The organism is Nostoc sp. CALU 1950 (assembly GCF_051172895.1).
GTDB classification, from domain to species: domain Bacteria; phylum Cyanobacteriota; class Cyanobacteriia; order Cyanobacteriales; family Nostocaceae; genus Nostoc; species Nostoc edaphicum_A.
Genome location: NZ_JBDNJQ010000008.1, coordinates 59,608 through 83,021, shown reverse-complemented (window position 1 = coordinate 83,021; position 23,414 = coordinate 59,608). Strand labels below are relative to the sequence as shown.

General features: G+C 43.9%; 19 protein-coding genes and 26 tRNA genes. 8 read left to right on the top strand and 37 right to left on the bottom strand.

The window, feature by feature from the left end:
• Window positions 1-236: 236 nt before the first annotated feature.
• A complete protein-coding gene (trxA, locus tag ABF638_RS04395; RefSeq protein ID WP_181932131.1) occupies window positions 237-560 on the bottom strand; it encodes a thioredoxin in 324 nt (107 codons plus the stop codon).
• Between the two features lie 723 nt (window positions 561-1,283).
• On the opposite strand from trxA, the gene ctpC reads away from it, so the two are divergent.
• Window positions 1,284-2,567 carry a carboxyl-terminal processing protease CtpC gene (gene ctpC / locus ABF638_RS04390; protein WP_181932132.1) on the top strand — a complete coding sequence of 428 codons (1,284 nt, stop codon included), beginning with the start codon at window positions 1,284-1,286 and terminating at the stop codon, window positions 2,565-2,567.
• A gap of 92 nt (window positions 2,568-2,659) precedes the next feature.
• Here ctpC and ABF638_RS04385 read toward each other — a convergent pair whose 3' ends face one another.
• The 3 genes from ABF638_RS04385 to ABF638_RS04375 all read right to left on the bottom strand — a co-directional run bounded on the left by ABF638_RS04385 (window position 2,660) and on the right by ABF638_RS04375 (window position 5,187).
• A complete protein-coding gene (locus tag ABF638_RS04385) occupies window positions 2,660-2,845 on the bottom strand; it encodes a transposase (protein WP_181932133.1) in 186 nt (61 codons plus the stop codon).
• An 81-nt stretch (window positions 2,846-2,926) separates the two neighbouring features.
• The gene (locus ABF638_RS04380; protein ID WP_435020556.1) at window positions 2,927-4,654 is read right to left on the bottom strand and encodes a succinate dehydrogenase/fumarate reductase flavoprotein subunit; all 1,728 of its coding nucleotides are present in this window, start codon (window positions 4,652-4,654) and stop codon (window positions 2,927-2,929) included.
• A 215-nt stretch (window positions 4,655-4,869) separates the two neighbouring features.
• Window positions 4,870-5,187: a hypothetical protein gene (locus ABF638_RS04375; RefSeq protein ID WP_435020554.1), complete on the bottom strand. Its 318-nt coding sequence runs from the start codon at window positions 5,185-5,187 to the stop codon at window positions 4,870-4,872.
• 544 nt (window positions 5,188-5,731) lie between these two features.
• Between ABF638_RS04375 and ABF638_RS04370 the strand changes: the two genes are divergently transcribed.
• Window positions 5,732-6,574: a hypothetical protein gene (locus tag ABF638_RS04370; RefSeq protein WP_435020552.1), complete on the top strand. Its 843-nt coding sequence runs from the start codon at window positions 5,732-5,734 to the stop codon at window positions 6,572-6,574.
• Window positions 6,575-6,651: 77 nt separating this feature from the next.
• Here ABF638_RS04370 and ABF638_RS04365 read toward each other — a convergent pair whose 3' ends face one another.
• The 4 genes from ABF638_RS04365 to pds all read right to left on the bottom strand — a co-directional run bounded on the left by ABF638_RS04365 (window position 6,652) and on the right by pds (window position 10,740).
• Window positions 6,652-7,974, bottom strand: a complete 1,323-nt coding sequence (locus tag ABF638_RS04365; protein ID WP_435020550.1) for an ABC transporter substrate-binding protein — start codon at window positions 7,972-7,974, stop codon at window positions 6,652-6,654.
• Between the two features lie 192 nt (window positions 7,975-8,166).
• A tRNA-Ser gene (locus ABF638_RS04360) sits at window positions 8,167-8,258 on the bottom strand.
• A gap of 126 nt (window positions 8,259-8,384) precedes the next feature.
• Window positions 8,385-9,317, bottom strand: a complete 933-nt coding sequence (crtB, locus tag ABF638_RS04355; protein WP_069070856.1) for a 15-cis-phytoene synthase CrtB — start codon at window positions 9,315-9,317, stop codon at window positions 8,385-8,387.
• Window positions 9,301-10,740 carry a 15-cis-phytoene desaturase gene (pds, locus tag ABF638_RS04350; protein WP_435020547.1) on the bottom strand — a complete coding sequence of 480 codons (1,440 nt, stop codon included), beginning with the start codon at window positions 10,738-10,740 and terminating at the stop codon, window positions 9,301-9,303. The genes crtB and pds overlap by 17 nt, the downstream gene beginning before the upstream one ends.
• 842 nt (window positions 10,741-11,582) lie before the next feature.
• Between pds and nagZ the strand changes: the two genes are divergently transcribed.
• Window positions 11,583-12,671 carry a beta-N-acetylhexosaminidase gene (gene nagZ / locus ABF638_RS04345; RefSeq protein ID WP_435020545.1) on the top strand — a complete coding sequence of 363 codons (1,089 nt, stop codon included), beginning with the start codon at window positions 11,583-11,585 and terminating at the stop codon, window positions 12,669-12,671.
• 101 nt (window positions 12,672-12,772) lie between these two features.
• On the opposite strand, the gene ABF638_RS04340 is transcribed toward nagZ, so the two are convergent.
• The 28 genes from ABF638_RS04340 to ABF638_RS04205 form a co-directional block, all read right to left on the bottom strand.
• Window positions 12,773-12,843: transfer RNA gene (locus ABF638_RS04340), tRNA-Lys, on the bottom strand.
• Window positions 12,844-13,000: 157 nt separating this feature from the next.
• Window positions 13,001-13,083, bottom strand: a tRNA-OTHER gene (locus tag ABF638_RS04335).
• A gap of 7 nt (window positions 13,084-13,090) precedes the next feature.
• Window positions 13,091-13,164: transfer RNA gene (locus ABF638_RS04330), tRNA-His, on the bottom strand.
• 6 nt (window positions 13,165-13,170) lie between these two features.
• Window positions 13,171-13,244: transfer RNA gene (locus tag ABF638_RS04325), tRNA-Ala, on the bottom strand.
• Window positions 13,245-13,341: 97 nt separating this feature from the next.
• Window positions 13,342-13,415, bottom strand: a tRNA-Arg gene (locus ABF638_RS04320).
• A gap of 6 nt (window positions 13,416-13,421) precedes the next feature.
• Window positions 13,422-13,490, bottom strand: a tRNA-Cys gene (locus ABF638_RS04315).
• 19 nt (window positions 13,491-13,509) lie between these two features.
• Window positions 13,510-13,582 (bottom strand) — tRNA-Leu (locus tag ABF638_RS04310).
• 83 nt (window positions 13,583-13,665) lie between these two features.
• Window positions 13,666-13,742: transfer RNA gene (locus ABF638_RS04305), tRNA-Leu, on the bottom strand.
• Between the two features lie 4 nt (window positions 13,743-13,746).
• Window positions 13,747-13,820, bottom strand: a tRNA-Leu gene (locus ABF638_RS04300).
• A gap of 3 nt (window positions 13,821-13,823) precedes the next feature.
• Window positions 13,824-13,896 (bottom strand) — tRNA-Pro (locus ABF638_RS04295).
• Window position 13,897: 1 nt separating this feature from the next.
• Window positions 13,898-13,975, bottom strand: a tRNA-Leu gene (locus ABF638_RS04290).
• A gap of 6 nt (window positions 13,976-13,981) precedes the next feature.
• Window positions 13,982-14,057, bottom strand: a tRNA-Gln gene (locus ABF638_RS04285).
• A gap of 3 nt (window positions 14,058-14,060) precedes the next feature.
• Window positions 14,061-14,133: transfer RNA gene (locus tag ABF638_RS04280), tRNA-Gln, on the bottom strand.
• A gap of 5 nt (window positions 14,134-14,138) precedes the next feature.
• A tRNA-Asn gene (locus ABF638_RS04275) sits at window positions 14,139-14,213 on the bottom strand.
• A gap of 6 nt (window positions 14,214-14,219) precedes the next feature.
• Window positions 14,220-14,294: transfer RNA gene (locus tag ABF638_RS04270), tRNA-Phe, on the bottom strand.
• Window positions 14,295-14,315: 21 nt separating this feature from the next.
• Window positions 14,316-14,390: transfer RNA gene (locus ABF638_RS04265), tRNA-Arg, on the bottom strand.
• A 4-nt stretch (window positions 14,391-14,394) separates the two neighbouring features.
• A tRNA-Ser gene (locus tag ABF638_RS04260) sits at window positions 14,395-14,484 on the bottom strand.
• 4 nt (window positions 14,485-14,488) lie between these two features.
• Window positions 14,489-14,571: transfer RNA gene (locus ABF638_RS04255), tRNA-Tyr, on the bottom strand.
• A 7-nt stretch (window positions 14,572-14,578) separates the two neighbouring features.
• A tRNA-Glu gene (locus ABF638_RS04250) sits at window positions 14,579-14,649 on the bottom strand.
• A 64-nt stretch (window positions 14,650-14,713) separates the two neighbouring features.
• Window positions 14,714-14,785 (bottom strand) — tRNA-Trp (locus tag ABF638_RS04245).
• A 3-nt stretch (window positions 14,786-14,788) separates the two neighbouring features.
• Window positions 14,789-14,864: transfer RNA gene (locus tag ABF638_RS04240), tRNA-Met, on the bottom strand.
• Between the two features lie 4 nt (window positions 14,865-14,868).
• Window positions 14,869-14,941: transfer RNA gene (locus ABF638_RS04235), tRNA-Cys, on the bottom strand.
• A 3-nt stretch (window positions 14,942-14,944) separates the two neighbouring features.
• Window positions 14,945-15,021 (bottom strand) — tRNA-Glu (locus ABF638_RS04230).
• Between the two features lie 4 nt (window positions 15,022-15,025).
• Window positions 15,026-15,099: transfer RNA gene (locus ABF638_RS04225), tRNA-Asp, on the bottom strand.
• 110 nt (window positions 15,100-15,209) lie between these two features.
• On the bottom strand, window positions 15,210-15,404 hold the full coding sequence (locus ABF638_RS04220; protein WP_181932139.1) for a hypothetical protein: 195 nt from the start codon (window positions 15,402-15,404) through the stop codon (window positions 15,210-15,212).
• 704 nt (window positions 15,405-16,108) lie between these two features.
• Window positions 16,109-16,501: an alr0857 family protein gene (locus tag ABF638_RS04215; protein ID WP_181932141.1), complete on the bottom strand. Its 393-nt coding sequence runs from the start codon at window positions 16,499-16,501 to the stop codon at window positions 16,109-16,111.
• A gap of 16 nt (window positions 16,502-16,517) precedes the next feature.
• Window positions 16,518-17,024: an HNH endonuclease gene (locus tag ABF638_RS04210; RefSeq protein ID WP_435020609.1), complete on the bottom strand. Its 507-nt coding sequence runs from the start codon at window positions 17,022-17,024 to the stop codon at window positions 16,518-16,520.
• Window positions 17,025-17,138: 114 nt separating this feature from the next.
• Window positions 17,139-17,390, bottom strand: coding sequence for a hypothetical protein (locus ABF638_RS04205; protein WP_069070861.1), 252 nt, complete (start codon window positions 17,388-17,390; stop codon window positions 17,139-17,141).
• A 71-nt stretch (window positions 17,391-17,461) separates the two neighbouring features.
• On the opposite strand from ABF638_RS04205, the gene ABF638_RS04200 reads away from it, so the two are divergent.
• The 4 genes from ABF638_RS04200 (at window position 17,462) to ABF638_RS04185 (ending at window position 20,958) form a co-directional block, all read left to right on the top strand.
• The gene (locus tag ABF638_RS04200; protein ID WP_069070862.1) at window positions 17,462-17,797 is read left to right on the top strand and encodes a hypothetical protein; all 336 of its coding nucleotides are present in this window, start codon (window positions 17,462-17,464) and stop codon (window positions 17,795-17,797) included.
• Window positions 17,798-18,197: 400 nt separating this feature from the next.
• Complete coding sequence (locus ABF638_RS04195; protein ID WP_435020541.1) at window positions 18,198-18,323, top strand: hypothetical protein; 126 nt, start codon at window positions 18,198-18,200, stop codon at window positions 18,321-18,323.
• The gene (locus tag ABF638_RS04190; RefSeq protein WP_435020539.1) at window positions 18,323-20,341 is read left to right on the top strand and encodes a GAF domain-containing sensor histidine kinase; all 2,019 of its coding nucleotides are present in this window, start codon (window positions 18,323-18,325) and stop codon (window positions 20,339-20,341) included. Before ABF638_RS04195 ends, ABF638_RS04190 begins: the two co-directional genes overlap by 1 nt.
• Before the next feature lie 8 nt (window positions 20,342-20,349).
• Window positions 20,350-20,958, top strand: coding sequence for an SRPBCC family protein (locus tag ABF638_RS04185; protein WP_435020537.1), 609 nt, complete (start codon window positions 20,350-20,352; stop codon window positions 20,956-20,958).
• Between the two features lie 81 nt (window positions 20,959-21,039).
• Here the strand turns inward: ABF638_RS04185 and ABF638_RS04180 are convergent.
• Window positions 21,040-21,112: transfer RNA gene (locus tag ABF638_RS04180), tRNA-Glu, on the bottom strand.
• 325 nt (window positions 21,113-21,437) lie between these two features.
• Here ABF638_RS04180 and ABF638_RS04175 point away from each other — a divergent pair.
• Window positions 21,438-23,357, top strand: coding sequence for a cation:proton antiporter (locus ABF638_RS04175; RefSeq protein ID WP_435020535.1), 1,920 nt, complete (start codon window positions 21,438-21,440; stop codon window positions 23,355-23,357).
• The last annotated feature ends 57 nt before the right edge of the window (window positions 23,358-23,414 follow it).

Below are 23,414 nucleotides of genomic sequence, written 5' to 3'. Positions count from 1 at the left end.
GGGATAGTCGCCCCATCGCTTGGACATTGGGCATTGGTAACAAACATCTTCCCCATGCCCCATTCCCTAATGAGTTGTTTTTGAGATAGAAAATCCCTAAAGATATTATCAAACTGTATACAAATGTAAACAAGTTTGAAAAACGATAAATTACGCCTCTCAAACTTGTTTATAAAAATTAACCTCAAGTTAGAAGAACATGGATAACTCAAAAGGATTTTATTGCCTATTGAGTTTCAAAGATACTTTTCAAGAGTGGAAGCTAATGTAGTTTTAGGCACGGCGCCAACCACCATATCGACTTTTTGTCCACCCTTAAAAATCATTAATGTAGGAATGCTGCGGATGCCGTACTGACTAGCAACATTAGGATTTTCATCAGTATTTACTTTTACGACCTTTATTTGACCTTTGTACTGTTCGGAGATTTCATCGACAACAGGAGCTACCATACGGCATGGTCCGCACCAGGGTGCCCAAAAGTCAACTAAAACGGGTACATCGCTGTCGAGTACTTCTTGCTTGAAACTAGAATCGGTAACTTGTGCGGCTGCTGACATGCCTAAAACCTTCGCCAATAATATCTGAGCTTGGTGAAAATTCTACCATAGCAAAAACCTCAGCTTGGGAATGCGAGGATGTACATTTGCAAAGAAGCTCTAGAATTTATTTACAAACATAAGGAACCGCCCGAACAGTAGTCCGGGCGGAGTGTGGTGTGAGGAGTGAACGGAAACATGCGTCTCCGCTATCTCTATTGTAGGCGACATATCGGATTTTTCCAGCAATTGTTTAGGGGGCTGGAAAATTTATTGAAGGATTGGGGAATGGGGAGTGGCATTCAAGAGTAGGTATTTAATCATCACGCAGTAGAGAGGGTGATTTGAGAGACATTCAGTTGTGGAGTGAAGCCTAATGGGAATATAGGCATAAATAGAATCTACCAACACTCAACTTGCCACTAGCGATCGCCATAGCACACAGATGTATTTCGGCACATTTTGGCTGAATAATCTGGGTTTTATGCCCATAAAAACTACTCTGTTTGCCATCTTTCAAGACATTAGATAAATATTTTACCTGCTTATCTTATGCCTTTCTTAAATATTTACCCTTGAAAGCCATTAACCATTCTTAAAAATTTTGTATCTTTTAAGTATCAAGTTCGCTGGATTGTCAAGTATTTTGTTTAAATTAGGAATACATGCTTGGTCTGTACAGTTGTAGCCTGTGTTAGATTGAGCATACTGACTATAAATTTTCCCTCTGACGCAACTGTCATTATGGTGATTACAAAAAGTAGGCTTGTTTTGGGTGCTACGGCAGTGACACTCTCCACGATCGCTGTTACTAGCCTTGGCATTCATTCGCGAGGTCAGGCTTTATTTAAAGCAAGTCCCAAAGAATTGGTAGATGAAGTTTGGCAAATTGTTCAGCGCCAATATGTAGACGGTACTTTTAATCAGGTAGATTGGCAGGCTGTTCGTAAGGAGTACTTGAGCAAGTCCTACAGTAATCCCCAGGAAGCGTATAAGTCCATTCGGGAAATGCTGAAAAAGCTAGAAGATCCATATACCCGGTTTATGGACCCACAGGAATTCAAGAATATGCAAGTGGATACCTCTGGGGAACTTACAGGGATTGGGATCACGATCAGTCAGGATGAAAAAACAAAGCAATTGGTTGTAATTGCGCCAATCGAAGATACGCCAGCTTTTAAAGCTGGTGTTTTGGCAAAAGATGTCATCCTCCAAATCGACGGCAAAAGCACCAAGGGAATGGATACTAATCAAGCAGTATCCTTGATTAGAGGTGAAGCAGGAACCCAAGTCAGCTTAACTATTCAGCGCAATGGTCAGACAAGAAAGTTTGACATCAAACGAGCGCGAATTGAAATCCATCCGGTTAAGTATTCTCAAAAGAAAACTCCAGCAGGGAATCTTGGTTATATTCGCTTAAACCAATTCAGCGCTGGTGCTAGTAAAGAAATGCAAAGCGCCATCAAAGATTTAGAAAGCAAACGGGTAGCTGGATATATCCTTGATCTGCGTGGTAATCCAGGCGGCTTACTTTACTCCAGTATAGATATTGCCCGAATGTGGCTGAATAAAGGCACAATTGTTTCTACCATTGACCGCAAAGGTGAACGAGAGCGAGAAGTAGCAAACGGACGTGCTTTGACAAATAAACCGTTGGTGATATTAGTGGATAAAGGTTCAGCCAGTGCCAGCGAAATCCTTTCAGGAGCGTTGCAGGACAACAAACGTGCAACTTTGGTGGGTACTCAAACCTTTGGTAAGGGATTAGTGCAATCAGTACGTCCACTAGAAGATGGCTCAGGATTAGCGGTGACAATTGCCAAATACCACACGCCCAATGATAGAGATATTAATAAGCATGGTATTGATCCAGATGTGAAGGTGGATTTGACCGATGCCCAGCGACAAGATTTGTGGCTCAACGAACGTGACAAACTTGCTACTTTAGCAGATCCTCAATTCGCTAAAGCAGTAGAAGTGATAGGTAAAAAAATTGCTGTTAAGAGCACAACCACAGCAGAAAAATGAAGAGGCAGGAATAAAGTTAGGAGGGAATAGTCAGGAGTTAGGAATAAAGACTGTCATTGTCAACTCATAACTTCTAACTCAAAACTCCTAACTTAAATTGGTTGGCACTTCCCGGCCCGAATAAGTCCGACACGCCGAGCGATCGCTTCTTCTTGTGAACTAAAAGGCCCCCACTCTTCTATAATTTCTAGATTATCGTCACCAACTTGTTCGCTGGGGATGATTTCACAGTTTCCACCAGAGCGCTTGACAATATACCAAGTTTGTGGTTCGTTCATACTTTAAATCCAGCCACCCACATATAAAAATTAGAAAGTTATAGAAGGATGAAATTTTCTATTTCACCCTTTAGCTAAAGTTTAATACTTCCGCTCTTTTGGCTCAAACATAGTAATTGCCACCGGTCGATATTGAATGTCAATTCCCGCTGGTGAATAGTAAGCCATTGTATGTTTGAGGAAGTTTGTATCATCTCGCTGAGAATAGTCTTCACGAAAATGAGCACCACGACTTTCTTGACGATTTAGAGCAGATGCCAAAATAGTCTGTCCCACTACCATCAAGCTTCGCAATTCCAAAGCTTCCACGAGTTCCGTATTCCAGCAACTACCTTTGTCATCTAAATAAATTTGCGGATATTGGTGTTGTATTTCTTCTAATTTGTGCAACCCTTCACTCATTAATGCCTCAGTGCGGAAAACACCACAGTAGTCAGTCATACAATCCTGGAAGGCTTGACGGACTTGGTTAATTCGGTATTGTCCTGGTTGTTCTAGCAAAGCTTGAATTTGTTGCTGGGCTTCTGTTACATAACGTTGCTCATTTACAGACGGCAACTTACGTTTTTGTACAAATTTTGCGATCGCAGCCCCAGTTCTCTTGCCATAAACCACACACTCCAGCAGTGAATTACTCCCCAGACGATTGGCACCATGTACGGAAACACAAGATGTCTCACCCGCCGCAAAGAAAGCATCAACTAAGCCATCGCCACTGCTGCGGACTTGCCCATCGGTGTTAACTGGGATACCACCCATACAATAGTGAATTGTCGGACGGACTGGCATCGGTTGGGTTACTGCATCCACACCTACCAAGCGGTGTGCTTCTTCCCAACAGAAGGGAACGCGACTCATAATTTTTTCTTTGCCCAGATGGCGCAGATCCAGATAGACAAAGGGGCCACCAGCACTGCCATCAAGATGAATACCACGTCCGGCGCGAATTTCGTAAGCGATCGCTCGTGAGGTAATATCACGAGGAGCCAGTTCCATGCGACTAGGCGCATAATTCGCCATAAAGCGATCGCCTTCACTATTAATTAGATACGCCCCTTCTCCCCGTACCGCTTCCGAAATCAGCACCCCCACTGGATACAAGCCAGTGGGATGAAACTGGACAAATTCCATATCTTCCAGGGGCAAACCTGCGATCGCAGTCATCGCCAAACCATCACCCGAAGAAGCGTAATCATTAGAGGTAGTGTTATAAACGCGACCATAGCCCCCTGTAGCGAACATCACTGCCTTAGCCCGCACTACTTCGATATGTCCATCCAAAAGATGGAACATCACCACACCCTTCGCCTCATTTTCTTCCAAAATGAGACGCATCACGTACCACTCTTCATAAACTTGCACCCCATAACGCCGCAAATTATTAACCAATTCGTGCAAAATCGCGTGACCGGTTTTGTCAGCGGCGTAGCAAGTGCGATTGTGGGAATGTCCGCCAAAAGCCCGTTGGGCAATGCGCCCATCGGATAAGCGAGAGAACAAAACGCCCATGTGTTCCAAGTCAATCACCACACCTGGCGCTTCTTGGGTGAGAATTGCTACAGCATCTTGGTCTGCCAAGTAATCAGAACCCTTGACAGTATCAAAAGCGTGTGCTTCCCAACTATCTTCTGAATCAACATTTTTCAGTGACGCAGCCATACCACCTTGAGCCGCAACTGAATGGGAACGAATTGGATGGGTTTTAGCAACCACAGCAATATTTAAACTAGGGTCAGTGCGGGCAATTTCCACAGCAGCGCGACACCCTGCCAATCCACCACCGACAATAATCACATCATGTTCAAGCATATTTAGCCCCCGACTGCAAACCACTGCTGTTCTATTGTAGAGACGTGATTAATCAGGTAGTGCATTGCAACAGCGGCATCTCTACAAAAAAAAGTCCCTGCCTATAGACAGGGACGTTGTGACAAATATTTGAAATTAGGAGTGAAAAGTTAAAAATGAAGAGTTATGAGACAGATAGAATCACTCATAACTTATAACTCATAACTCCTAACTCTTTAGCTAGTTACTTGTACAGGTTGTTGCTGAGACACATTACCTGGCATGGGTTCCATTTTGGTTCCCGGGCCTACAGGAGTGACTTCAATATGATTTAACAAGGTAGTGACAAACGCAAACAACAAGAAAGGTAGCGATAGCAGAACGACAAGACCCGCCGTTGCTAAAGCGTACACAGGTCGCTTGGCACCCATCAACGCCAAAGCTGATGCCAAACTTAGAGTAATCGTAATTAACCAAACAATTATTTGACCGTAGATATCACCAAAAGTCAGAGTACAGACAAACCGATACTTTTGAATATTATTTTCGCTCATCACATTAGCCTCAAGTCTCTCCTAATAGGTTCTACGTTAGAACTATGTTTGCCTTCTAGACAATTTCTAAATATTTTTGCAAGCTTTGTAATATCACTTCACAATCAAGCGGCTAAAAGCGGCAAGGCAGCTATGCTGAAAAAAACTTCTCTCCTTCTCTGCAAGACGCTGCGCGAACATGGGAAAGGTCGCAATCCTAATGACCTGTTCCACAAATACTCTCTTTTCTTTAAGCCAAGAGAGATTTTGTCATCTGCCAAATTCAGGATATTCATAATATATAGCAATCCTATTTAATTTTGTGAAAATTGCAACCCACATATCCCCGACTTGTAAAATTTGTCGGAGATATTGTTTCTCAGGAATGATTCAGGATTGTTATAGTATTTAATTTTTTCTAGTAAATATTAACTAGAGAAATCAAGTAAAGTACAGGATGTAAAAACCGATTTTTTGGTGTTAAATTTTGAGTATTGCCCGAATTTGTTGACTTCAATCAACAAAAACCTTTATTTTTCGTGGCAATATTGTTTTAGGAGTGAATGTGAATACTATTTTTCTTCGTAAAGGTGTTTTTTGGTTGCCAAGTATAGCTGCTCTTGCATTTCTGAGTAGCGGCTTATCTGCAACTGCTCAGACAGTGGACACGTTGAACACTCAGCCATTAACTGAGCCTTCCGCAACCGTCGCGTCTCCCAACGAGTTGAGTACAGAACTAGACACTGCCAAACAAAATCTCTCTACAGAAACAACTGAACAATTTACAGTAACAAATTTAACTGAGGTACAGCAGTTACCCAACACTGCGATACAGGAAAACGCCAGTGTAACGTCTACACCCATTCCAGGCACAGTGGCAACCTCATCTGTAACACTGACATCTAAGTTTGTAGAATCGACTTCTCAAACTACTGCTCAACCATCTGATACCAGAGTGGCGCAATCGGATATTGATTTAGGTAGACGTACCCGTGGCGGCAGCAGCTATGTTGGCATCGCTGCTAACATTGGTTTGAACGGTGGGGACTCATCTTTAGGCGACGGTAACTTCGCAATAGTCAGCAAAATCGGACTAACAAATTCTATATCTGTGCGACCCTCAGCCGTAATTGGGGACAACACCACAGTTCTACTTCCTATTACCTACGATTTTAACTTCCAGTCAGCAGATGCTTTTAGTGAGCCTTTGCCTATTGCACCTTATGTAGGAGTGGGTGCAGCTTACAAAACTGGTGATGATTCGCAATTTGCCTTTTTAGTATCTGGTGGCATTGATGTGCCTTTAACTCCTCAATTCACAGCAACGGCCGCTGTGAATGCGGGATTTTTCGACCAAACTGATGTGGGCTTATTGTTAGGAGTTGGTTACAACTTCAGTGGGTTTTAAGAGTTAGGAGTTAAGAATTAGGAGTTAGGAGTAATTAAGATTAAATTCATAACTAATAACTCCTAACTCCTAACTTTCTACTTAGGGGTAACTTTGTCAATCACTTTGATTTGTCCATCGTCTCCTACCGTCCAGACATCGTAAACACCGACCACATCACCATTAGCATCAACATCTACATTGCCGCTGGCTCCTTGATAGTTGATATCTTGACCCTGTTTAAGCAACTTCAGCCCCTCGCAGACATCGGTAACTTCTGTTCCAGGCGCATTAGCCACTTCACGGATTTTGCTAGCTACACCAACGCCTGTATTTTCCTTAGCAGCTTGTGCTGCCAACGTCAATAAGGCCGCCGCATCCCAAGCTTGAGGAGCGTATTCTCCTGGCGCACCACCCTTTTTATCCTTCCACAGTTTGTTAAAACTTTCTAGTGCTTTACCATCGGAACCGGGTACTGTACCGATCGCTCCAGTTAAAATATATTTACCATCACTGCCTTTGCCAACTTGTTCTGGAAAAGTAGGTGATTTAACTCCATCTGTCAGCAAAATTTGTACTCCCTTCGCCACACCTTGCTGATAGGCGGCTTTTAGAAACAAACTACCAGTTTCCGCATAGAGTACAGCCAGTACTGCATCTGGCTTACCAGCAAACGCAGCCGCCGCTTCTGTATCAAATGTCTGGGCTTTCGGGTCATAGCGGACAGGCTTATCTTTATTAACGATAGTTCCACCCAATTTTTCAAAAGTTTGCACAAATGCTTTTTCAAAGCCAACGCCATAGTCGTTATTAATCACGACTGTAGAAATTCGCTTGAAACCTTTTTTATTGGCAAGTTGGGCTAAAGCTAGTGCTTGGTAGGTATCGGGGGGAGCAGTACGTGCCCAAAAGCCTTTAAAGTCGCCTTTTTGAGCTTTTTCAGTAAAGACAGGACTGGTACTACCAGGGGAAACCAGCATCACTTTATTCGGCGTGGCAATGGAAACTGCTGCACTAGAAACGCTACTGGCAAAGGAACCAACTACACCAGCTACTTTATCTAAGGTTGCTAGTTTGGTCATACCGGCAGCACCAGCTTTGGGGTCAGTTTGGTCGTCTACTTGCACCAAGGTAACTGGTTCGCCATTCACTCCATCGCAAGCGTTGACTGTATCAACGAGCAAAGGGACAGAACCTAGCATCTGCTGTCCTACAGAAGCCAAGTCGCCTGTTGTCGGTAGCAGGGAACCAATTTTTAGCCCTTTAGAACTGCTTGTGGTAGTTGAGTTTGCCGCTGGGGTTGCGGTACTTCCGCTGTTAGCTGTGCCATTGGGAGTACTACTATCGCCACAAGCCCCAACTAGGAACCCAGTTGCTAGGGTAGCGATACCGAAGGTTAAGGCGGCGCTAATTTTTCTCATAAATAACTTTAACTCCTCAGATATTTAGGAGTCTAAAATAAGATTCAAACTAGATTTATAAATTAGTTGTATCTTAATCAAGACTCCAAAGGATAAATCATATCATCCATCTTCAGGAGTAGAGGTATTTACCCCGACATTACTACTTATTGTTGTACACAGAATATACACTGTGTATCACAGGCTGGAAAACGGAGAGGGAGGGATTCGAACCCTCGGTACGGAGTTGCCTGCCGTACAACAGATTAGCAATCTGCCGCTTTCGACCACTCAGCCACCTCTCCTGACTCACGAATATCAATGTTAGCAGGTTTGTTGGGAAGAGTCAATAGTCATTTGTCATTGGTCATTGATCATTGGTTATTTACAAAACACTAAGGACTAAAGACTAGGGACAAATGACTAATTTTTTAAAGGACTTGCGATCGCATCCAAGCTACGGGCAAAGAGCGTAACTTTTGCCACTGGGGGACGTAGGCGCGTCGAGTGAAGGCATTATAATCGTTACGTTCAATTACGCTTAATATTCCACTGTAATGCATCAGAGCCGCCCACACAGGCCAACGACCATCAGAAGATAAGTGGGAAATTCCCTTTTCTGCTTTTTTATAAAACTGTCGTGCTCGATCAATTTGAAAGCGCATTAGGGAACGCCAGCGTTCATCCACTACACCCTCGAACAAGTCTTGTTCGGTGTAGTTGAATCTTGCCAAATCTTCTAGGGGAATATAGATCCTTCCCCTTCGGGCATCCTCGCCCACATCGCGCAAGATGTTGGTGAGTTGCTTGGCAATTCCTAAGGCAATTTCTTCTTCGATGGGAATATATAGCTGTTTTTCACGGTTCCAGGGAGCTATATTTCTGGTAGTATCCAACCCCATTACTGCTGTTGACATCAAGCCGACAGTGCCAGCAACACGGTAACAGTAGAGGTATAACTCCTCGAAGGTTTCATAACGACTGCGATATAAGTCCATGCGTTGACCGGCAATCATATCCCTAAAGGGTTGAATGTCCATCGGGAAACGTTGAATGGTATCTACCAAGGCTACATCGAAGTTGTCCAATGGGTGTCCAGCAAACATCGATTCGAGCTGCTGTTCCCATAGGTCTAGGGTTTCTGGCGTGGTGATAGCAGATGCGGGCCCATCCACCAGTTCATCTAAACGGCGACACCAAGCATAAATTGCCCAAATAGCAGGACGTTTTTCTTTGCTCAGGAGCAAAGTACTGAGGTAAAAAGTCGTGGAATACTTGGCTATGAGGTGACGACAAAGTTCGTAGGACTCGTCCAGAGAGACCAGCGTTTTCATGCGCGGTGGGGATTCAGGCAGTTGCAGCATTCGTTGCGGGCGGTCGGGTGAGCGTTTGCAGGTTTGAGGAATTTGCTACCGGGAGGGCCTCTGAAATCGCCTGCGCTGTCAGCTTACCAGAAAGTACGGCACCTTCCATACTGGCTAAGTAGCGTTGCATGGTGTAATCCCCGCTGAGATAGAAGTTAGCAATGGGGGTTGTTTGCGAGGGACGGTACTGTTGACGACCAGGGGTCGCTTGGTAAACTGAACGGGGCGTTTTCACCACATGAGATTTCAGCAAAGTTGCTGGATTGTCTCCTCCAAAGTGGTCGGGGAAGAGTTTTTCTAACTCGGCGATAGTTGCAGCCACAATCTCCTCATCGGATTTGGCAATCCAATCTTTTGCCGGGGCTAGAACTAATTCCAGCATCGAGCGATCGGGGTTGGCGTATTCACGGCAGGTATTGCTCATATCAGCATAAACGCTTAGGAGGGGCGATCGCGAAAATAGCAAGTGATCAATTTGCGTAAGTTTACGATCAAACCATAGATGCACGTTAATTACAGGCACGCCTTCCAAGCCTTCTAGCTTTTGGAAAAACTCCATTTGCTTCCAAGGTGCTGGCAAGATGACCTTTAGAGGGTCAACGGGCATGGCAGATACATACAAATCCGCCGTGAAAACTTCATCTTCGCCCCCATTCAACCCCCTAATCAAGTATCCCTTCACAGTGCCATCAGCGTTTAGCAAAATCTCTTTCAAAGGGGCATTCAAGCGGACTTCTCCGCCGCGTTCGGTGATGTAATCTACTAGGGGCTGACACAACCGCTCTGTTGGCGAACCATCCAGAAAGGCCATTTTCGAGCCATTTTTTTCCTGGAGGAAACGATTGAGGGCAGTTAAAAGAATGGTTGCCGAAATTTCATCTGGGCCAATGAAATTCAGCGACTTGGCCATGGCAATAAAAACTTCTTTATTGACCCGTTCTGGAATGTTGTGTTTACGCAGCCAATCTGTCCAGGAATATTTGTCCATTTCTTCAACGTACTTTTGCCCCTGAATCATGACCGGCAATAACCCGATGCCAAAGCGGATTTTTTCTGGCCATGTCAGCATGTCGTTGTTTCGCAGAATTGCCACTATACCATTAATCGGTGCCGGCAAATCTGGAAAATCAAAGCGACTGTAAGTACCTGGTGCATCCGGCTGGTTGAAGATCATTGTGTGTTCTTTCCACTGCAATCGATCTTCAATATCCAGTTCTTTGAATAACTGCAACATATTGGGATATGCCCCAAAAAAGATGTGCAGTCCTGTTTCGTACCAGTCTCCATCAGCATCTTTCCACGCGGCCACTTTACCGCCCAGAACGTCGCGACGTTCCAAGACAATGGGTGTGTGACCTGCGTCCGCAATATATTTCGCGCAGGAAAGTCCTGCTAGTCCCGCTCCCGCGATCGCTACTCGCATGTAACCCTACTGCTCTTCAATATTTCTTAACCGTTTTATCGTTCTCATTATACGTTGCAATCCGTTACATTTGGCAGTTATTGTGCGATCGCTTCCCCAAAAAACTTTTTGCAAAGGAAATTTTATCTACTCGCACCTGCCCAAGTAAATTGCCAATACCATTGTTGGTAATAGCTTTGCGGCGTGCATTTCATCTATATTTACATGATTAACATGCAGAAGATTTAGGGAAACAAAAGTATTTCCTTGGACTGAAAATAAGGTAATCCCAAATGTTGTCTTAAAGTAGTTGATTTCTTTGCTAATTCGTGTATTTGATTTGAGGAAATGTCTGGGTATTGGTTAAAGACTGCTTTGAAAACTTTCTGCTCCCCCTCAGGGTAGGATAAATGTTTATCGAAAAATTGGGTTTAAAACCCCGTGCTTCTAGCACGGCTTCTGGTAAAGTAGTTTTTGTGGAAAGGTAATCAACCACATTAAAAACCTCATGGCTACTTAACAAGTAGACACTGCACCTTGACAACTCAATCTTGCTGGTTCTACTTCGTAGTTCTAGTATCACCTGGAAGTAGGTAAAAGATTTACAGGTACTAGACGGACAGTATTGTAGGCGGGTATTTCAATACCTCCTAGCAAACAAATTTTGCAGTAATGCAACTACGGTAGGGCATACCGAAAGTTAACGCTTGGGGAGAGAACCACCTCTGTGCTAGATACCGCAAGGGGTCTAGTTTAAGTGGACTCGCTGAACCAAGAATTACCGCACCTTTAGGTCGGTGAGTGTCAAGTCCTCTAGGTTCAACAACCCAGTTGTTTACCTCACAACTTATAGGTAAAAGATTATGAGTGTATCGCAGGAGCTAAAGCGCTTTGGACATCACCTGATTCTAGGTATTTCTGGCACTACATTAAGCGATGACGATAAACGCGCACTCAATGAATTAAAACCGATTGGGGTGATCTTTTTCGCTAAGAATTTTTTGGATGGCACTCCATATCAGGTTTGGCTGGAAAGCTTCAAGGATTTGAACAGCCAAATACGAGAATATACTGAACGTGACTCAATGTTCATGACTCTGGATCATGAAGGAGGTCGTGTAATTCGTACACCACCGCCAATTACCCGCTTTCCTCATGGGTTGTTGTTGCGATCGCACGCTTACGAAGTAGCAAAAGCCACAGCTATAGAATTAAAATCACTGGGCATCAATTTATCATGGGCACCTGTAGCAGATATTTTTTCCCATCCCAACAACCCCGTGATTGGGCCTCGCGCCTTTGGTAACACTCCCGAAACAGCTACTCAAGGTGCGCGTGACTACTACTTTGGACTTCGAGATTCAGGAATTTTAGGATGCGCCAAACACTTCCCCGGACATGGAGACACCAGCAAAGACTCTCACATTGAGCTACCAATACTGAATTTAACTCTAGAAGACCTGCGACTTCGAGAACTTATACCTTTCAAAGCTTTAATCGAAGTACAAATTCCTTTGATTATGACTGCTCATATCTTATTTCCCAGGATAGATGCTGAAGTGCCAGCAACCCTTTCCCAAGTTATCCTCAAAACCATACTCAGAGAAGAACTTGGCTTTAAGGGAGTTGTTGTATCTGACGACTTAGATATGAAAGCTATCTCAGAGATGTTTATGAAAGCTGGTACTGTGGCGCAGTCATTTCATGCAGGCTGCGACCTGTTTATTGTTTCGCGTAATATCAATTCATCATCTATTGAAAGAACATATAAGATTGCTGAAGATTTCGTCGATTCCCTTACCAAGGGTAGCTTAGACGAATCAGTAGTGGAGGCAGCCAGAGAAAGAATTGAAAAACTACTGGCAGTAACACCGCAATATCCCATACATGCTTTGGATAAAGATATATTATTGCAACATGCTCAACTAGCGATCGCTAGTTGCTATTCATAACCCAATGTGCATTCAAATTGCATATTAGCAATTGCCAAAAATCTAGCTAAAATTGCAATTCTTAATTTTTAATTCTTAATTTTAAATTTTTAATTGTTTAGTGGGTGGTATAGGGGTCGAACCTATTTCTGCGGGTTAAAAGCCCGCTGCACAGCCGGTATGCTAACCACCCTAGTTAAGAAAAAGAAATGAGCAAGTGCGATCGTATACTTACATTGCAAACGTTGTTAACACCAACATTTAGATATAAATCCACCAGGGAGGTACTGCCCCTCCTATTTCTGTGTTATCAGCACAGCGCCTCGCTTTTCGGCTTCAGGTGGAAAAAGAGGAAGATGGAGGAATCGAACCCCTACAGTTGCCCATACCCTGGTTTTCAAGACCAGTTGCCGTCCATTCAGCGGCATCTTCCATTCAGGGGCGTCTGACGGGACTTGAACCCGCTCTGACTGGTTCCACAAACCAGCGCCTTGACCACTTTGGCTTCAGACACCATCAGTGGAATCAATGGGAATTGAACCCATAACCTCCTGCTTGCAAGGCAGGCGCTCTAGCCATTTGAGCTATGACCCCATCAAATAAGTAAAAAGAGCAAAGTAAAAACAAAAAGAAAGAGAAATATTAAATTCATTCTTTTAACTTTTGACTTTTGACTTTTAACTTGTTTAGGCGGGAGTGGTAGGACTTGAACCTACAACTTTCGAGGTAGAAGCTCGAAGCTCTATTCCATTGAGCTACACTCCCAATATTTGGTAGTCCTGGCAGGAATTGAACCTGCCGATGTTCAGGTTATGCAGCCCCACGAGCCACCGTTGCTCCATCTCCGCATATTCACCAATACCCCTGACTGGATTTGAACCAGTAACCTCTTCGTTCTAAGCGAAGCGCCTCTTCCGTTGGGCTACAAGGGCAAAGTCTGAGTGGTAGGGATGAACCTACGACCTGGAGTTTCCAATACTCCCGCGCTTCCACCTATCGCCACACTCAGATATTTTGGTACTCCCGACAGGATTTGAACCTGTAAAAAACCAGATCCTCGGTCTAGTGCGTCTTCCGTTCCGCCACGAGAGCTTAGTACCCCTGACAGGATTTGAACCTGCAAAATCTGGACTCTGATTCCAGCACGTATGCCAGTTCCGTCACAGGGGCATATCGGGATGGCAGGACTCGAACCTGCGACTCCATGCTCCCAAAGCATGGCTTCTCGCCGCTGAATTACATCCCGTTGGTACTCCTGGTGGGAGTCGAACCCACAACAAAACAGATTTTAAGTCTGCCACCTCTTCCAATTGGGCTACAGGAGCAGAGTTTGGCAGCCCCACCAGGAGTCGAACCTGGAATCTTCGCCTTCAAAGGGCGCTATGTTGCCAATTACACCACAGGGCTTTATTGCCAGGGCAGGGTTTGAACCTGCAACCTCATCGTTCAGAGCGATGCGACTTACCAATTCGTCCACCCGGCAATGAATGGCTGCCTCAGTAGGACTCGAACCTACAACCGCGCGGTTAACAGCCGCTTGCTCTACCATTGAGCTATGAGGCAACGAAGCCCCCCAGGTCGGAATCGAACCGACGACCTCCTGTTTTTCAAACAGGCGCTAACTACCGACTGAGCTACCGGGGGATAGGAGAAGAGATCATGTAACGAGAGTGGAGGGACTTGAACCCTCAAATCTTCAGTTTCGTAGACTGAGATGTTATCCAGTTACACCACACTCTCAAAACGGAGAGAACAGGATTTGAACCTGCGACGGGTATTAGCTACCCGCTTCCTCTTAGCAGGAGGACGCTTTCAGCCACTCAGCCACCTCTCCATAGTGGGTCGAGCAGGATTTGAACCTGCGTGCAAAAAAGAACAGTTTTACAGACTGTCGCCTTCAGCCAGACTCGGCCACCGACCCGTAATCATTCCCTCGACGAGAATTGAACTCGCATCTGTGCTTTGAAAGAACACTGACTTAACCATTAGTCCACGAGGGCATAATTTACCGAATTTTAGATTTTGGATTAAATTTATTAATCTAAAAATCCAAAATTGTCTGACACAGGGACTAGGATTTGAACCTAGAACATCGGATTTGGAGTCACGAGGTGTTACCGTTACACCATCCCTGCATTTGGTAGCAGCGGCGGGATTTGCACCCGCATATACCAGGGTATGAACCTGGGGCTTTGCTGGTTAAGCTACGCTGCGACAGAGGTCAAGGCGGGATTTGAACCCGCGCTAATCGGTTTTGCAGACCAACGCCTTACCAACTTGGCTACCTGACCATTTGGGAGTCCCGACGAGATTCGCACTCGCAATTTTCAGCTTGAGAGGCTGACGGCTTAAACTATTCGCCTACGGGACTACAACCAGGGTGACGGGATTTGAACCCGCAACATTTCCGCAGACAACGGAACGCTCTAGCCAGTTGAGCTACACCCCGATTTTTTGGAATCTGTGCCTAAACTTTTAAGTTTTTAGGCACAGATTTTGTTGGTGAACTTGCCCATTTCTTATTTAGTTTTCAAGGTTCAGATAATTGACTTTTTACTGTTAGGAAAACAACCGAAACTCTAGGTAGCAAGCCTGTTGTGTATTACGGATGTATTCAGTGGTTTTGATGAGTGCAAATTTAGAACTTTTTTCATTTATTGCCTCTACTGCCGATGGTTTGCAAGTAAAAGCAGCTTTGTTGACTGGGGACTCTGGTTTATTCCAACGCCTGTCCTTTAGTTGTATGTAGAACATAACTTTGACTCTTGAGAAGCTTTGTCTTTCGCCTCACTACAAATATACTACAAAATACTACAAGAGGTGTCAAGGGGTTTTAGAAAGTTTTTTTGAAATTGTCTAGAAAAGCTTCTGTACTTAGATTTGAACTTCATTAAGCCCTCTTAAAAGTCAAACTACAGTCAATACGGTTCGGTTAAGGCAAAAGACGCGATTCATCGCGTCTTTGTGATAAATTATCGAATCTTTGTGATCTAAAATTTTCATCAAAAAGCCTTAACCGAACCGTATTGAAACTACAGTTATGCTTGGATGACTATTTAAAAGCCTGAAGTCACAGATAACTACCTCAACCGACAAAAGATAATTAGTGTTGTCGCGATCGCCACTATGATTACAGTTTGTAGTATTGCTCCAGGCACTTCCCCACAATTGAGTTGAACCAGCTAATAAGCAAAATCTATACTGCACAAGTTCAAGATTGTCCAGCAAAAGGGCAAATTAATGCGCCAGTAGTAAACCCTACCTTTACAGCCCCAGCTAAATTTCAAGGAAAAATGCTTGATCAGATGCAACCCAGCAACAACGAAAAGGTTATTGCTGGGTTGTATTGATGATGGCCCGCTTTTTCGGTCAGAATACCCAACTGAATTCTGAATCCTGACTCCTGAATTCTGTTCGATAATAAAGGGTGAGAAGTTATACTCACCCTACTATTTCGTTTATTCGCTCATGACAGAAGCACTGCTTTCTTGAGCTTCCTGCCAAAGTTTGTGCAAAAAGAACTCAGCGCGATCGCTCAGAGTGGTAACAAACACACCGACAGCATCCTTAGAACTATCTGATAGCCAAGAACCCCGCAGGGTGACTTCCATGTATTCGGTATCGCACGCACAGAGGGCAATGATTTCTCTGTCATCTCTTTTTACCTCAGCCCTGAGTACTTCTACTCCTGGCAAATCAACAGGAAGCAAAAAGGAAGCGGTAGTGGGTTCAATGCATAAACCTTGCCCAACTCGCAGGGCTAAAATCACTCGCTGCGCTACCCATTCTTCTAGCGACAGAGTGACACATTCCAAATCAAAACTGCTTTCAGTGTAAGTTAATTTCAGCATTCCTTATGCTCTCCTGTTATTCCAGGTTTGCTTGCATATCTATCCAAAACTGTTCAGCAAAAGAAATCGCGGGGTGAATTGGTGCTTTTGGTTTGGTATGCAGTTGCATACCAGCTTCAAACAAGGTGCGATCGCCTTTACGGGAGTTACATCTTTCACAAGCTGCGACTACGTTATCCCAAGTGTGAGAACCGCCTTTAGAACGCGGCATCACATGATCTAGCGTTAGATGTTTGCCGCTGCCACAATATTGGCAACTGTGATGGTCTCGTCGCAACACTTCCCGCCGATTCACTGGCGGAACTTTCCACATCCGCTCATTGGAAGTGATTGTCAAACGAATGTGTTTTGGTACATCAATTACCAAACTGGGTGAGTGAACTTGCCATCCGCCTTCTGTGGTAAAACCAAGGGGTTGGGCTTTGTTGGTTACTAACAGCACAATTGCCCGCTTGATATTGATCCGACATAGTGGCAAGTAATTTTGAGAAAACACCACCACAGATTGCTCTAACACTTGCATTGCGTTCGCGCCGCGCATGGAAGATATCGTCACAGCTTAACTCCTTATAAAAAAACCCCCGCTTCAAGTTTTCGGTGAAGCGGGGGTTAGAATTGACCGGAAAATTTTCTGGTCTCATATCGGTACAGTATTTCTATGTCTGTACCCCCCGCCTTGTTCATCTAGTTCTGGTTTTGCAATCAGCGCACTAATGCTGAGATGTCTAAAATCATGATTACCCTCTGTGATTTGCCCATAATCTCGGCTACCATCGCCCATAAATAAATACTCCACTTCCATAACAGCGGATTCCCAACCGGCTCGGCGATTGGTGGCACACAAAATTGAAGTAGAGATGGGGTAAATGGATTTCACAGAAAATTTCACCTATTGAACATTCCTTTAAACATACTACACTTGTATTACTATCCTGTCTATACCTTTAAGGAGAAAAACTAATGCATACGATCGCTCGCACCCCAACCACCGACATGGAAGTTACCAGCATCCGCCTAGAGCGGGAACTCAAAGATAAACTCAAAGAAATTGCTGGGAATCAGGGATATCAAGCTCTGATCCGAGATATCCTTTGGAATTATGTCCAGCAAAAATCAGGTGAGTGGAAGCCGAGATTTTCGCGAGCGGACATTCGAGCTAGCATCGCTGCCACAGCTCAGCAGGAAGAACGCTGTGTACTTACAGGTCAACTAATTCAACCCCAACAACCGATGTTGTTAGGACTGACGAGGAATGGCGATATGGTTCCTCTGAGTGTCGAGAGTTTGGCTGGATAGTCTTATATTCAAATGAATGCAGCCCAGTTATTATTGCTAATAATTGGGCTGCATTCAAAATTTAGCTTCATTAATATTTTACTGAGAGTTACGGAGATAAAAGAGTAACTTGTTAAACCTACTAGCTTTTTACAAACTGTAATAAAAATTTATAAACTAAATTAAGTAATTTTACGTGAGCCAAAGGGCAATTTTGCTAGAATTCCAGAGAAATTACGGTTTGTGTATACTTACAGAGAAGATAAAGTTAGTGAATTATTTCAACATAAAGCAGTTAAAAATAAGCTAACTGAAGCATTTATAGGATATCTTAAGTATTCTATTTACTTATGTACCAATGTAGCAATTTGCTTGATACAGTGGAAATTTGGCCATCTGAGATAGAAAAGGGCTATAACAGGTGAAAGAAAGTATTCATACAATATTTGTCAATTATCAGGGTGTAGCAACACAACTAACGGTGAAAAATATGCCAAGAAGTTGGGTGCAAGAACAACGGGGTTATTATCCAAGGGCGTGCCAATAATGAAAAAGCCTTTATCATCGCCGCCACATTACGTAGATGACATAGATCGACTACAACCTTACCAAGTCAAGCTGATGCAGCATCAGGAAGAACCTGCCCGCCAGTTGGTACAAAAGATTAACCAAATCATTGCCAATAGCTCAACGACGGCATTAATGCTGCAAGATATTGCCCAATTGCTAGGAGTTGCTTTTCAAGTAGATTGCTGCTGCTTGGTTTCCGTGACGGGTGAGACATCCGCCGAAGCGACTACTACTAATTGGTGTGCTGATGAGTATTTAGGGTTGCCACATCCCGAAGAAATGTTTTCGATGGAACAGTTGCTCATGCACTCGCCAGTGCTGCAATGTGCTGCCCAAGCATTGACTATTGAAGACATTTCCATTATTCAGAACAGTCTGGTAATTGGGTGTCAATATTTGCCACTACCAATAAAAACTGTTTTGGCAATTCCCACCAGATTTGGTGGCAATAATAATGGAGTGATTAATCTGATTAAATTCCAACCCTATGAATGGAGTGAATCAGAAAAACAATTACTCACAGAAGTGGGGTCGGCTTGCGCGATCGCTTTTTCTAGAGTGGCACAAGCTCAACTAATTGCTTATCAAGAACAGCACCTGCAAAAGAGCAATCAGTATCAAAGCTTGATCAAGCAATTAACTATATTGAGTCGCAGCAACTTGGAGCTTAATCAAATGCTCCAGTTAGTTATCGCCTCTACTGCCGAATCTCTTCAGGCAGATCGGGGTTTGCTCATATCACTAAAATATACAGATCCACTATTTAGGACTCAAGCTAAAAAACAAATTCCCAAAGCGAAAGCTACTGTGATCGGTGAATGGTCTAGGGAAACACAAAGTCTTCGCACTAGTCAACTAGATACTTTAACTCAGTCTTTCTTGCTTTCAGACTGTAGTTTATGCCAGCGTGCCTTCATAGATTCTGGAAAAGCAGTAATCTTCGATGACTATACAGATCAAAACGATATTTCGACAGCTGCTCCATTATTTGCAGTCGAGGAATTTCCTGCGGTGCTATTAATGCCGTTAGAGAGTCAAGGTAAAATCTTAGGATTCTTAGTGCTACAGCAATCTGTGATTCGGAGTTGGCAACCAGCAGAATTAAATCTAGTGGAAATGGTTTGTGCTCAAGTGAGTAACGCCATAATTCAGTCACAGACATTACGCCAAGTGCAAACTTTGGTAGATGAGCGGACAGCGAAACTCCAGAGTAGTTTGGAACTGCAAGCGAAATTGCATGAAAGAACACGGCAGTATGTCGAGCAGCTACGGAAACTGAACGAACTCAAAGATGAATTTTTGAGCAACATGAGCGATCGCTTGCGCTATCCTCTGACAAATATGCTGATGTCAATTCGTAACTTGCGTTTGCCAGGAATAGCACCAGAGCGTCAAGTTAGATACCTGGATATCCTAGAACAGGAATGTACAAAGGAAATCAACTTGATTAATGACTTGTTGACACTCCAAAAACTAGAGTCGCCTCATGAAGCCCCGCAATTAGAATCTATAGATTTAAATACTAGAATCCTAGATATAGCAGCATCTTTTGAGAAAAAACTTGCAGAGAAGGGATTAAAAATTTCTGTAGATTTACCAGAGGAATCGCTAAAACTGCAAACTGAACTGGAGAGTTTTGACCGCATCCTGCAAGAATTGTTAACGAATGCCTGTAAATACTCAGAGCATGATACTATCGTCCATTTGCAAGCTGCTCACCGAGTTGATCAACAAATTGATCAAGTTATCATGAAGGTGACGAATACAGGACGTGCTATCTCCGAAGAAGAAGCAACCTATATTTTTGACAAGTTCCGTCGTGGGAAAGGGCGTTGGACCCCGGGGACTGGCTTGGGACTTGCTCTAGTCAAGTCTTTAGTGCAGCATTTGAATGGAGCGATCGCTGTTCAAAGTCTCCCAATCTCGGATTCTGAACAGAGCGAAATTTGCTTCACCCTGACTCTGCCCCAATTCTCTGACGAAAGCAAACCATAATTCTGAAAGTGACTAAAAAACAGAACACAACAGAGAACCCTGATTTCCAGTCTCCTAGTGATGACATCAACCTCGAAGGGGATTTGACTGCTGATACAATCGCTTTGGCAGCTAAGGTAGAAGTCCAAATTGAGAAAATAGCAGAACGACAGCGGCAAATCAGCGCTAAAGTTAAAATTCCCCAACCAGTGGAACGAATCTGGAAGGTTCTGACAGATTATGAAGCCTTGTCTGACTTTCTCCCTAACCTCGCCAAGAGTCGTCTAATCGAGCATCCTAATGGTGGAATTAGACTTGAGCAAGTAGGCTCCCAGCGCTTACTGAATTTCAATTTTTCTGCGCGGGTGGTTCTAGATTTGGAAGAATGCTTCCCCAAAGAAATTAATTTCCGGATGGTAGAGGGAGATTTTAAAGGCTTTTCTGGTAGCTGGTGCTTAGAGCCTTATTCCCTCGGTGAGTATGTAGGAACAAATCTTTGCTACACAATTCAAGTTTGGCCTAAACTCACTATGCCAGTGGGAATTATTGAAAATCGCCTGAGTAAAGACCTTCGGTTAAATCTTCTGGCTATTCACCAACGTGTAGAAGAGTTAGCTAGTAAAGAACCGTATGTATAACTAAACGATCATTCAGGAGTAACTCTGGATGATCGTTTTTGTTTATAGCTTCGTAGAAATACACACTTCTACTTTTATTAGTACCCCCAGGGGAATTCGAATCCCCGTTACCTCCGTGAAAGGGAGGTGTCCTAGGCCTCTAGACGATGGGGGCATCGGACTCAGACCTTTTATAAATTAACCAATTTTCTTGCCTTTGTCAACAGGTTTTGCCAAAAAAAGTTTGTGGCAGGTAAACTGGGTGGAGTAAAAGCTTCAAAAAGATACAAAGACATGGAGACGCACAAAAAATTCCGTAGAAGCTTCTGCGGTAAGCCACAGGATGCTGAGGCATCCTGTGCTCAGAAGTTTGGGGGATACACAGATCGAAAAAACGCTAAATTCAGCAATGGACAAAAGGTATGATGTTGTACCCTGTAAAGTTAATATCTACGGTTTTTTACAAAAGATTTTGAAATAAATCGCTCAAAATCTACAACATGGAAGCATCTTTTGATATCACCCTACAGATGGCGATCGCTGTCTTTGCAGGCATTAGCGCCCAAGTGCTGGCTGCATATTTTCGCATACCCAGCATCGTCTTGTTATTGCTGTTGGGCATCCTCTTTGGCTCAGATGGCATAGGGCTATTGCATCCCCATTCGTTGGGCACTGGGCTGGAAGTTATTGTTGCCCTAGCAACGGCAATAATTTTGTTTGAAGGCGGACTTAACTTGGATCTACGAGAGTTAGGTAGAGTTTCAGTTAGCCTGCAATTGCTCGTCACCCTAGGAACGCTGATCACACTGCTTGGTGGGAGTATGGCTGCTCACTGGCTGGGTGAATTTCCTTGGAATATAGCTTTTCTTTATGCCTCCATCGTTGTGGTGACAGGCCCAACCGTCGTTGGCCCTTTACTTAAACAAATAAATGTAGATCGGCAAGTGGCAACACTTTTGGAAGGAGAAGGGGTTTTAATTGACCCTGTAGGCGCTATCCTCGCCTTCGTTGTCCTCGATACGATTTTGAACGGCGATGCTGACCCCATTAATGCGATCGCCGGTTTGCTGATGCGCCTGGGTGTTGGTGCGGCAATTGGTGGTGCTGGCGGTTATCTGATGAGTTTGATTTTCAAACGCGCCAGTTTTCTGTCATTTGAGCTAAAAAACTTAGTGGTGTTGGCAATACTTTGGAGCCTGTTTACCTTATCGCAAATGATCCGTAGCGAATCGGGAGTAATGACAACAGTCGTGGCAGGAGCAGTCTTTGCTAACTCCTCAGTCCCGGAAGAACGGCTGTTACGGAGCTTTAAGGGTCAGTTGACAATTCTCAGCGTTTCAGTGCTATTTATCTTATTAGCTGCTGATTTATCCATTGCTAGTGTTTTTGCTTTGGGTTGGGGTAGTTTATTCACTGTTTTGGTATTAATGTTTGTCGTTCGCCCGATTAATATTCTGTTGTGTACCTGGAACAGTGACCTAAACTGGCGACAGAAAGTATTTTTAAGTTGGGTTGCTCCTAGAGGAATTGTTGCTGCCTCCGTAGCTTCTTTTTTTGCGATTTCGCTGACACAGCGAGGCATTAACGGCGGTGATTCCATTAAAGCTCTGGTATTCTTGACAATTATCATGACTGTTGTTTGCCAAGGTCTAACAGCTGGCTGGGTTGCTAAATGGCTGCAAATCACCTCCAAAGATGCAACTGGGGCAGTGATTGTGGGTTGTAATCCCTTGAGTCTTTTGATTGCCCGATTCTTTCAAGAACGGGGTGAGAATGTGGTCATGATTGATACTGACCCCCAATGTCTTGTTCAAGCTGAGGCGCAAAATCTTCGAGTTATTGCCAGCAGTGCGCTTGATGCCGCTGTTCTGGAAGAGGCTGGACTTGCCTCTATGGGTACTTTTTTGGCTATGACAAGTAATGGCGAGGTGAATTTTGTTTTGGCTCAACGAGCATCTGAGGAATTCAATCCGCCGCGCGTCTTAGCTGTTTTCCCACGTAATCCGCAAGCGAGTACTTCTGTTAGTAATAAAGTTAATCAAGCTTTTATCCCAGACTTAGCAATTAAGACTTGGAATGAATATTTGAATGATGGACGAGTCAAGTTAGGAACAACTACCCTAACTGAGTCAGAATTTTCTAGTCAAAATGAGCATATCCAAGAAATGATTAGGACTGGGGCGTTGATACCGCTATTAGTAGAACGAGAAGAACGCTTACAGGTAGTACCAGTAAAATACGATTGGGAAGTTGGCGATCGCATTATCTACCTTTTGCATGATCCTAGACCTAAGCTTTTAAAACGTTTATCTGGTGCTACCCAGTCTACTCGCCTCTCTTTAGAAAAGTTACCAGAAGTTGAAGAAGTCCCCCTCGCCAAAATATCTCAACTTTTCACTACTGACACCCCTGGGGCATAAGATGGCGGGGGTAATTTTAGATTTTGAATTTTGGATTTTAGATTGAAGGAAAAATCT

What these genes read in the sequence shown, in the direction of transcription:
- ABF638_RS04175 (WP_435020535.1), top strand. Translation starts at nt 21,438, where the DNA reads ATGGAAGCATCTTTTGATATCACCCTACAGATGGCGATCGCTGTCTTT.
- ABF638_RS04215 (WP_181932141.1), bottom strand. Translation starts at nt 16,501, where the DNA reads ATGCTGAAATTAACTTACACTGAAAGCAGTTTTGATTTGGAATGTGTC.
- ABF638_RS04200 (WP_069070862.1), top strand. Translation starts at nt 17,462, where the DNA reads ATGCATACGATCGCTCGCACCCCAACCACCGACATGGAAGTTACCAGC.
- ctpC (WP_181932132.1), top strand. Translation starts at nt 1,284, where the DNA reads ATGGTGATTACAAAAAGTAGGCTTGTTTTGGGTGCTACGGCAGTGACA.
- ABF638_RS04385 (WP_181932133.1), bottom strand. Translation starts at nt 2,845, where the DNA reads ATGAACGAACCACAAACTTGGTATATTGTCAAGCGCTCTGGTGGAAAC.
- nagZ (WP_435020545.1), top strand. Translation starts at nt 11,583, where the DNA reads ATGAGTGTATCGCAGGAGCTAAAGCGCTTTGGACATCACCTGATTCTA.
- crtB (WP_069070856.1), bottom strand. Translation starts at nt 9,317, where the DNA reads ATGCTGCAACTGCCTGAATCCCCACCGCGCATGAAAACGCTGGTCTCT.
- ABF638_RS04380 (WP_435020556.1), bottom strand. Translation starts at nt 4,654, where the DNA reads ATGCTTGAACATGATGTGATTATTGTCGGTGGTGGATTGGCAGGGTGT.
- ABF638_RS04375 (WP_435020554.1), bottom strand. Translation starts at nt 5,187, where the DNA reads ATGAGCGAAAATAATATTCAAAAGTATCGGTTTGTCTGTACTCTGACT.
- ABF638_RS04190 (WP_435020539.1), top strand. Translation starts at nt 18,323, where the DNA reads ATGAAAAAGCCTTTATCATCGCCGCCACATTACGTAGATGACATAGAT.
- ABF638_RS04210 (WP_435020609.1), bottom strand. Translation starts at nt 17,024, where the DNA reads ATGCAAGTGTTAGAGCAATCTGTGGTGGTGTTTTCTCAAAATTACTTG.
- trxA (WP_181932131.1), bottom strand. Translation starts at nt 560, where the DNA reads ATGTCAGCAGCCGCACAAGTTACCGATTCTAGTTTCAAGCAAGAAGTA.
- ABF638_RS04365 (WP_435020550.1), bottom strand. Translation starts at nt 7,974, where the DNA reads ATGAGAAAAATTAGCGCCGCCTTAACCTTCGGTATCGCTACCCTAGCA.
- ABF638_RS04220 (WP_181932139.1), bottom strand. Translation starts at nt 15,404, where the DNA reads ATGTTCTACATACAACTAAAGGACAGGCGTTGGAATAAACCAGAGTCC.
- pds (WP_435020547.1), bottom strand. Translation starts at nt 10,740, where the DNA reads ATGCGAGTAGCGATCGCGGGAGCGGGACTAGCAGGACTTTCCTGCGCG.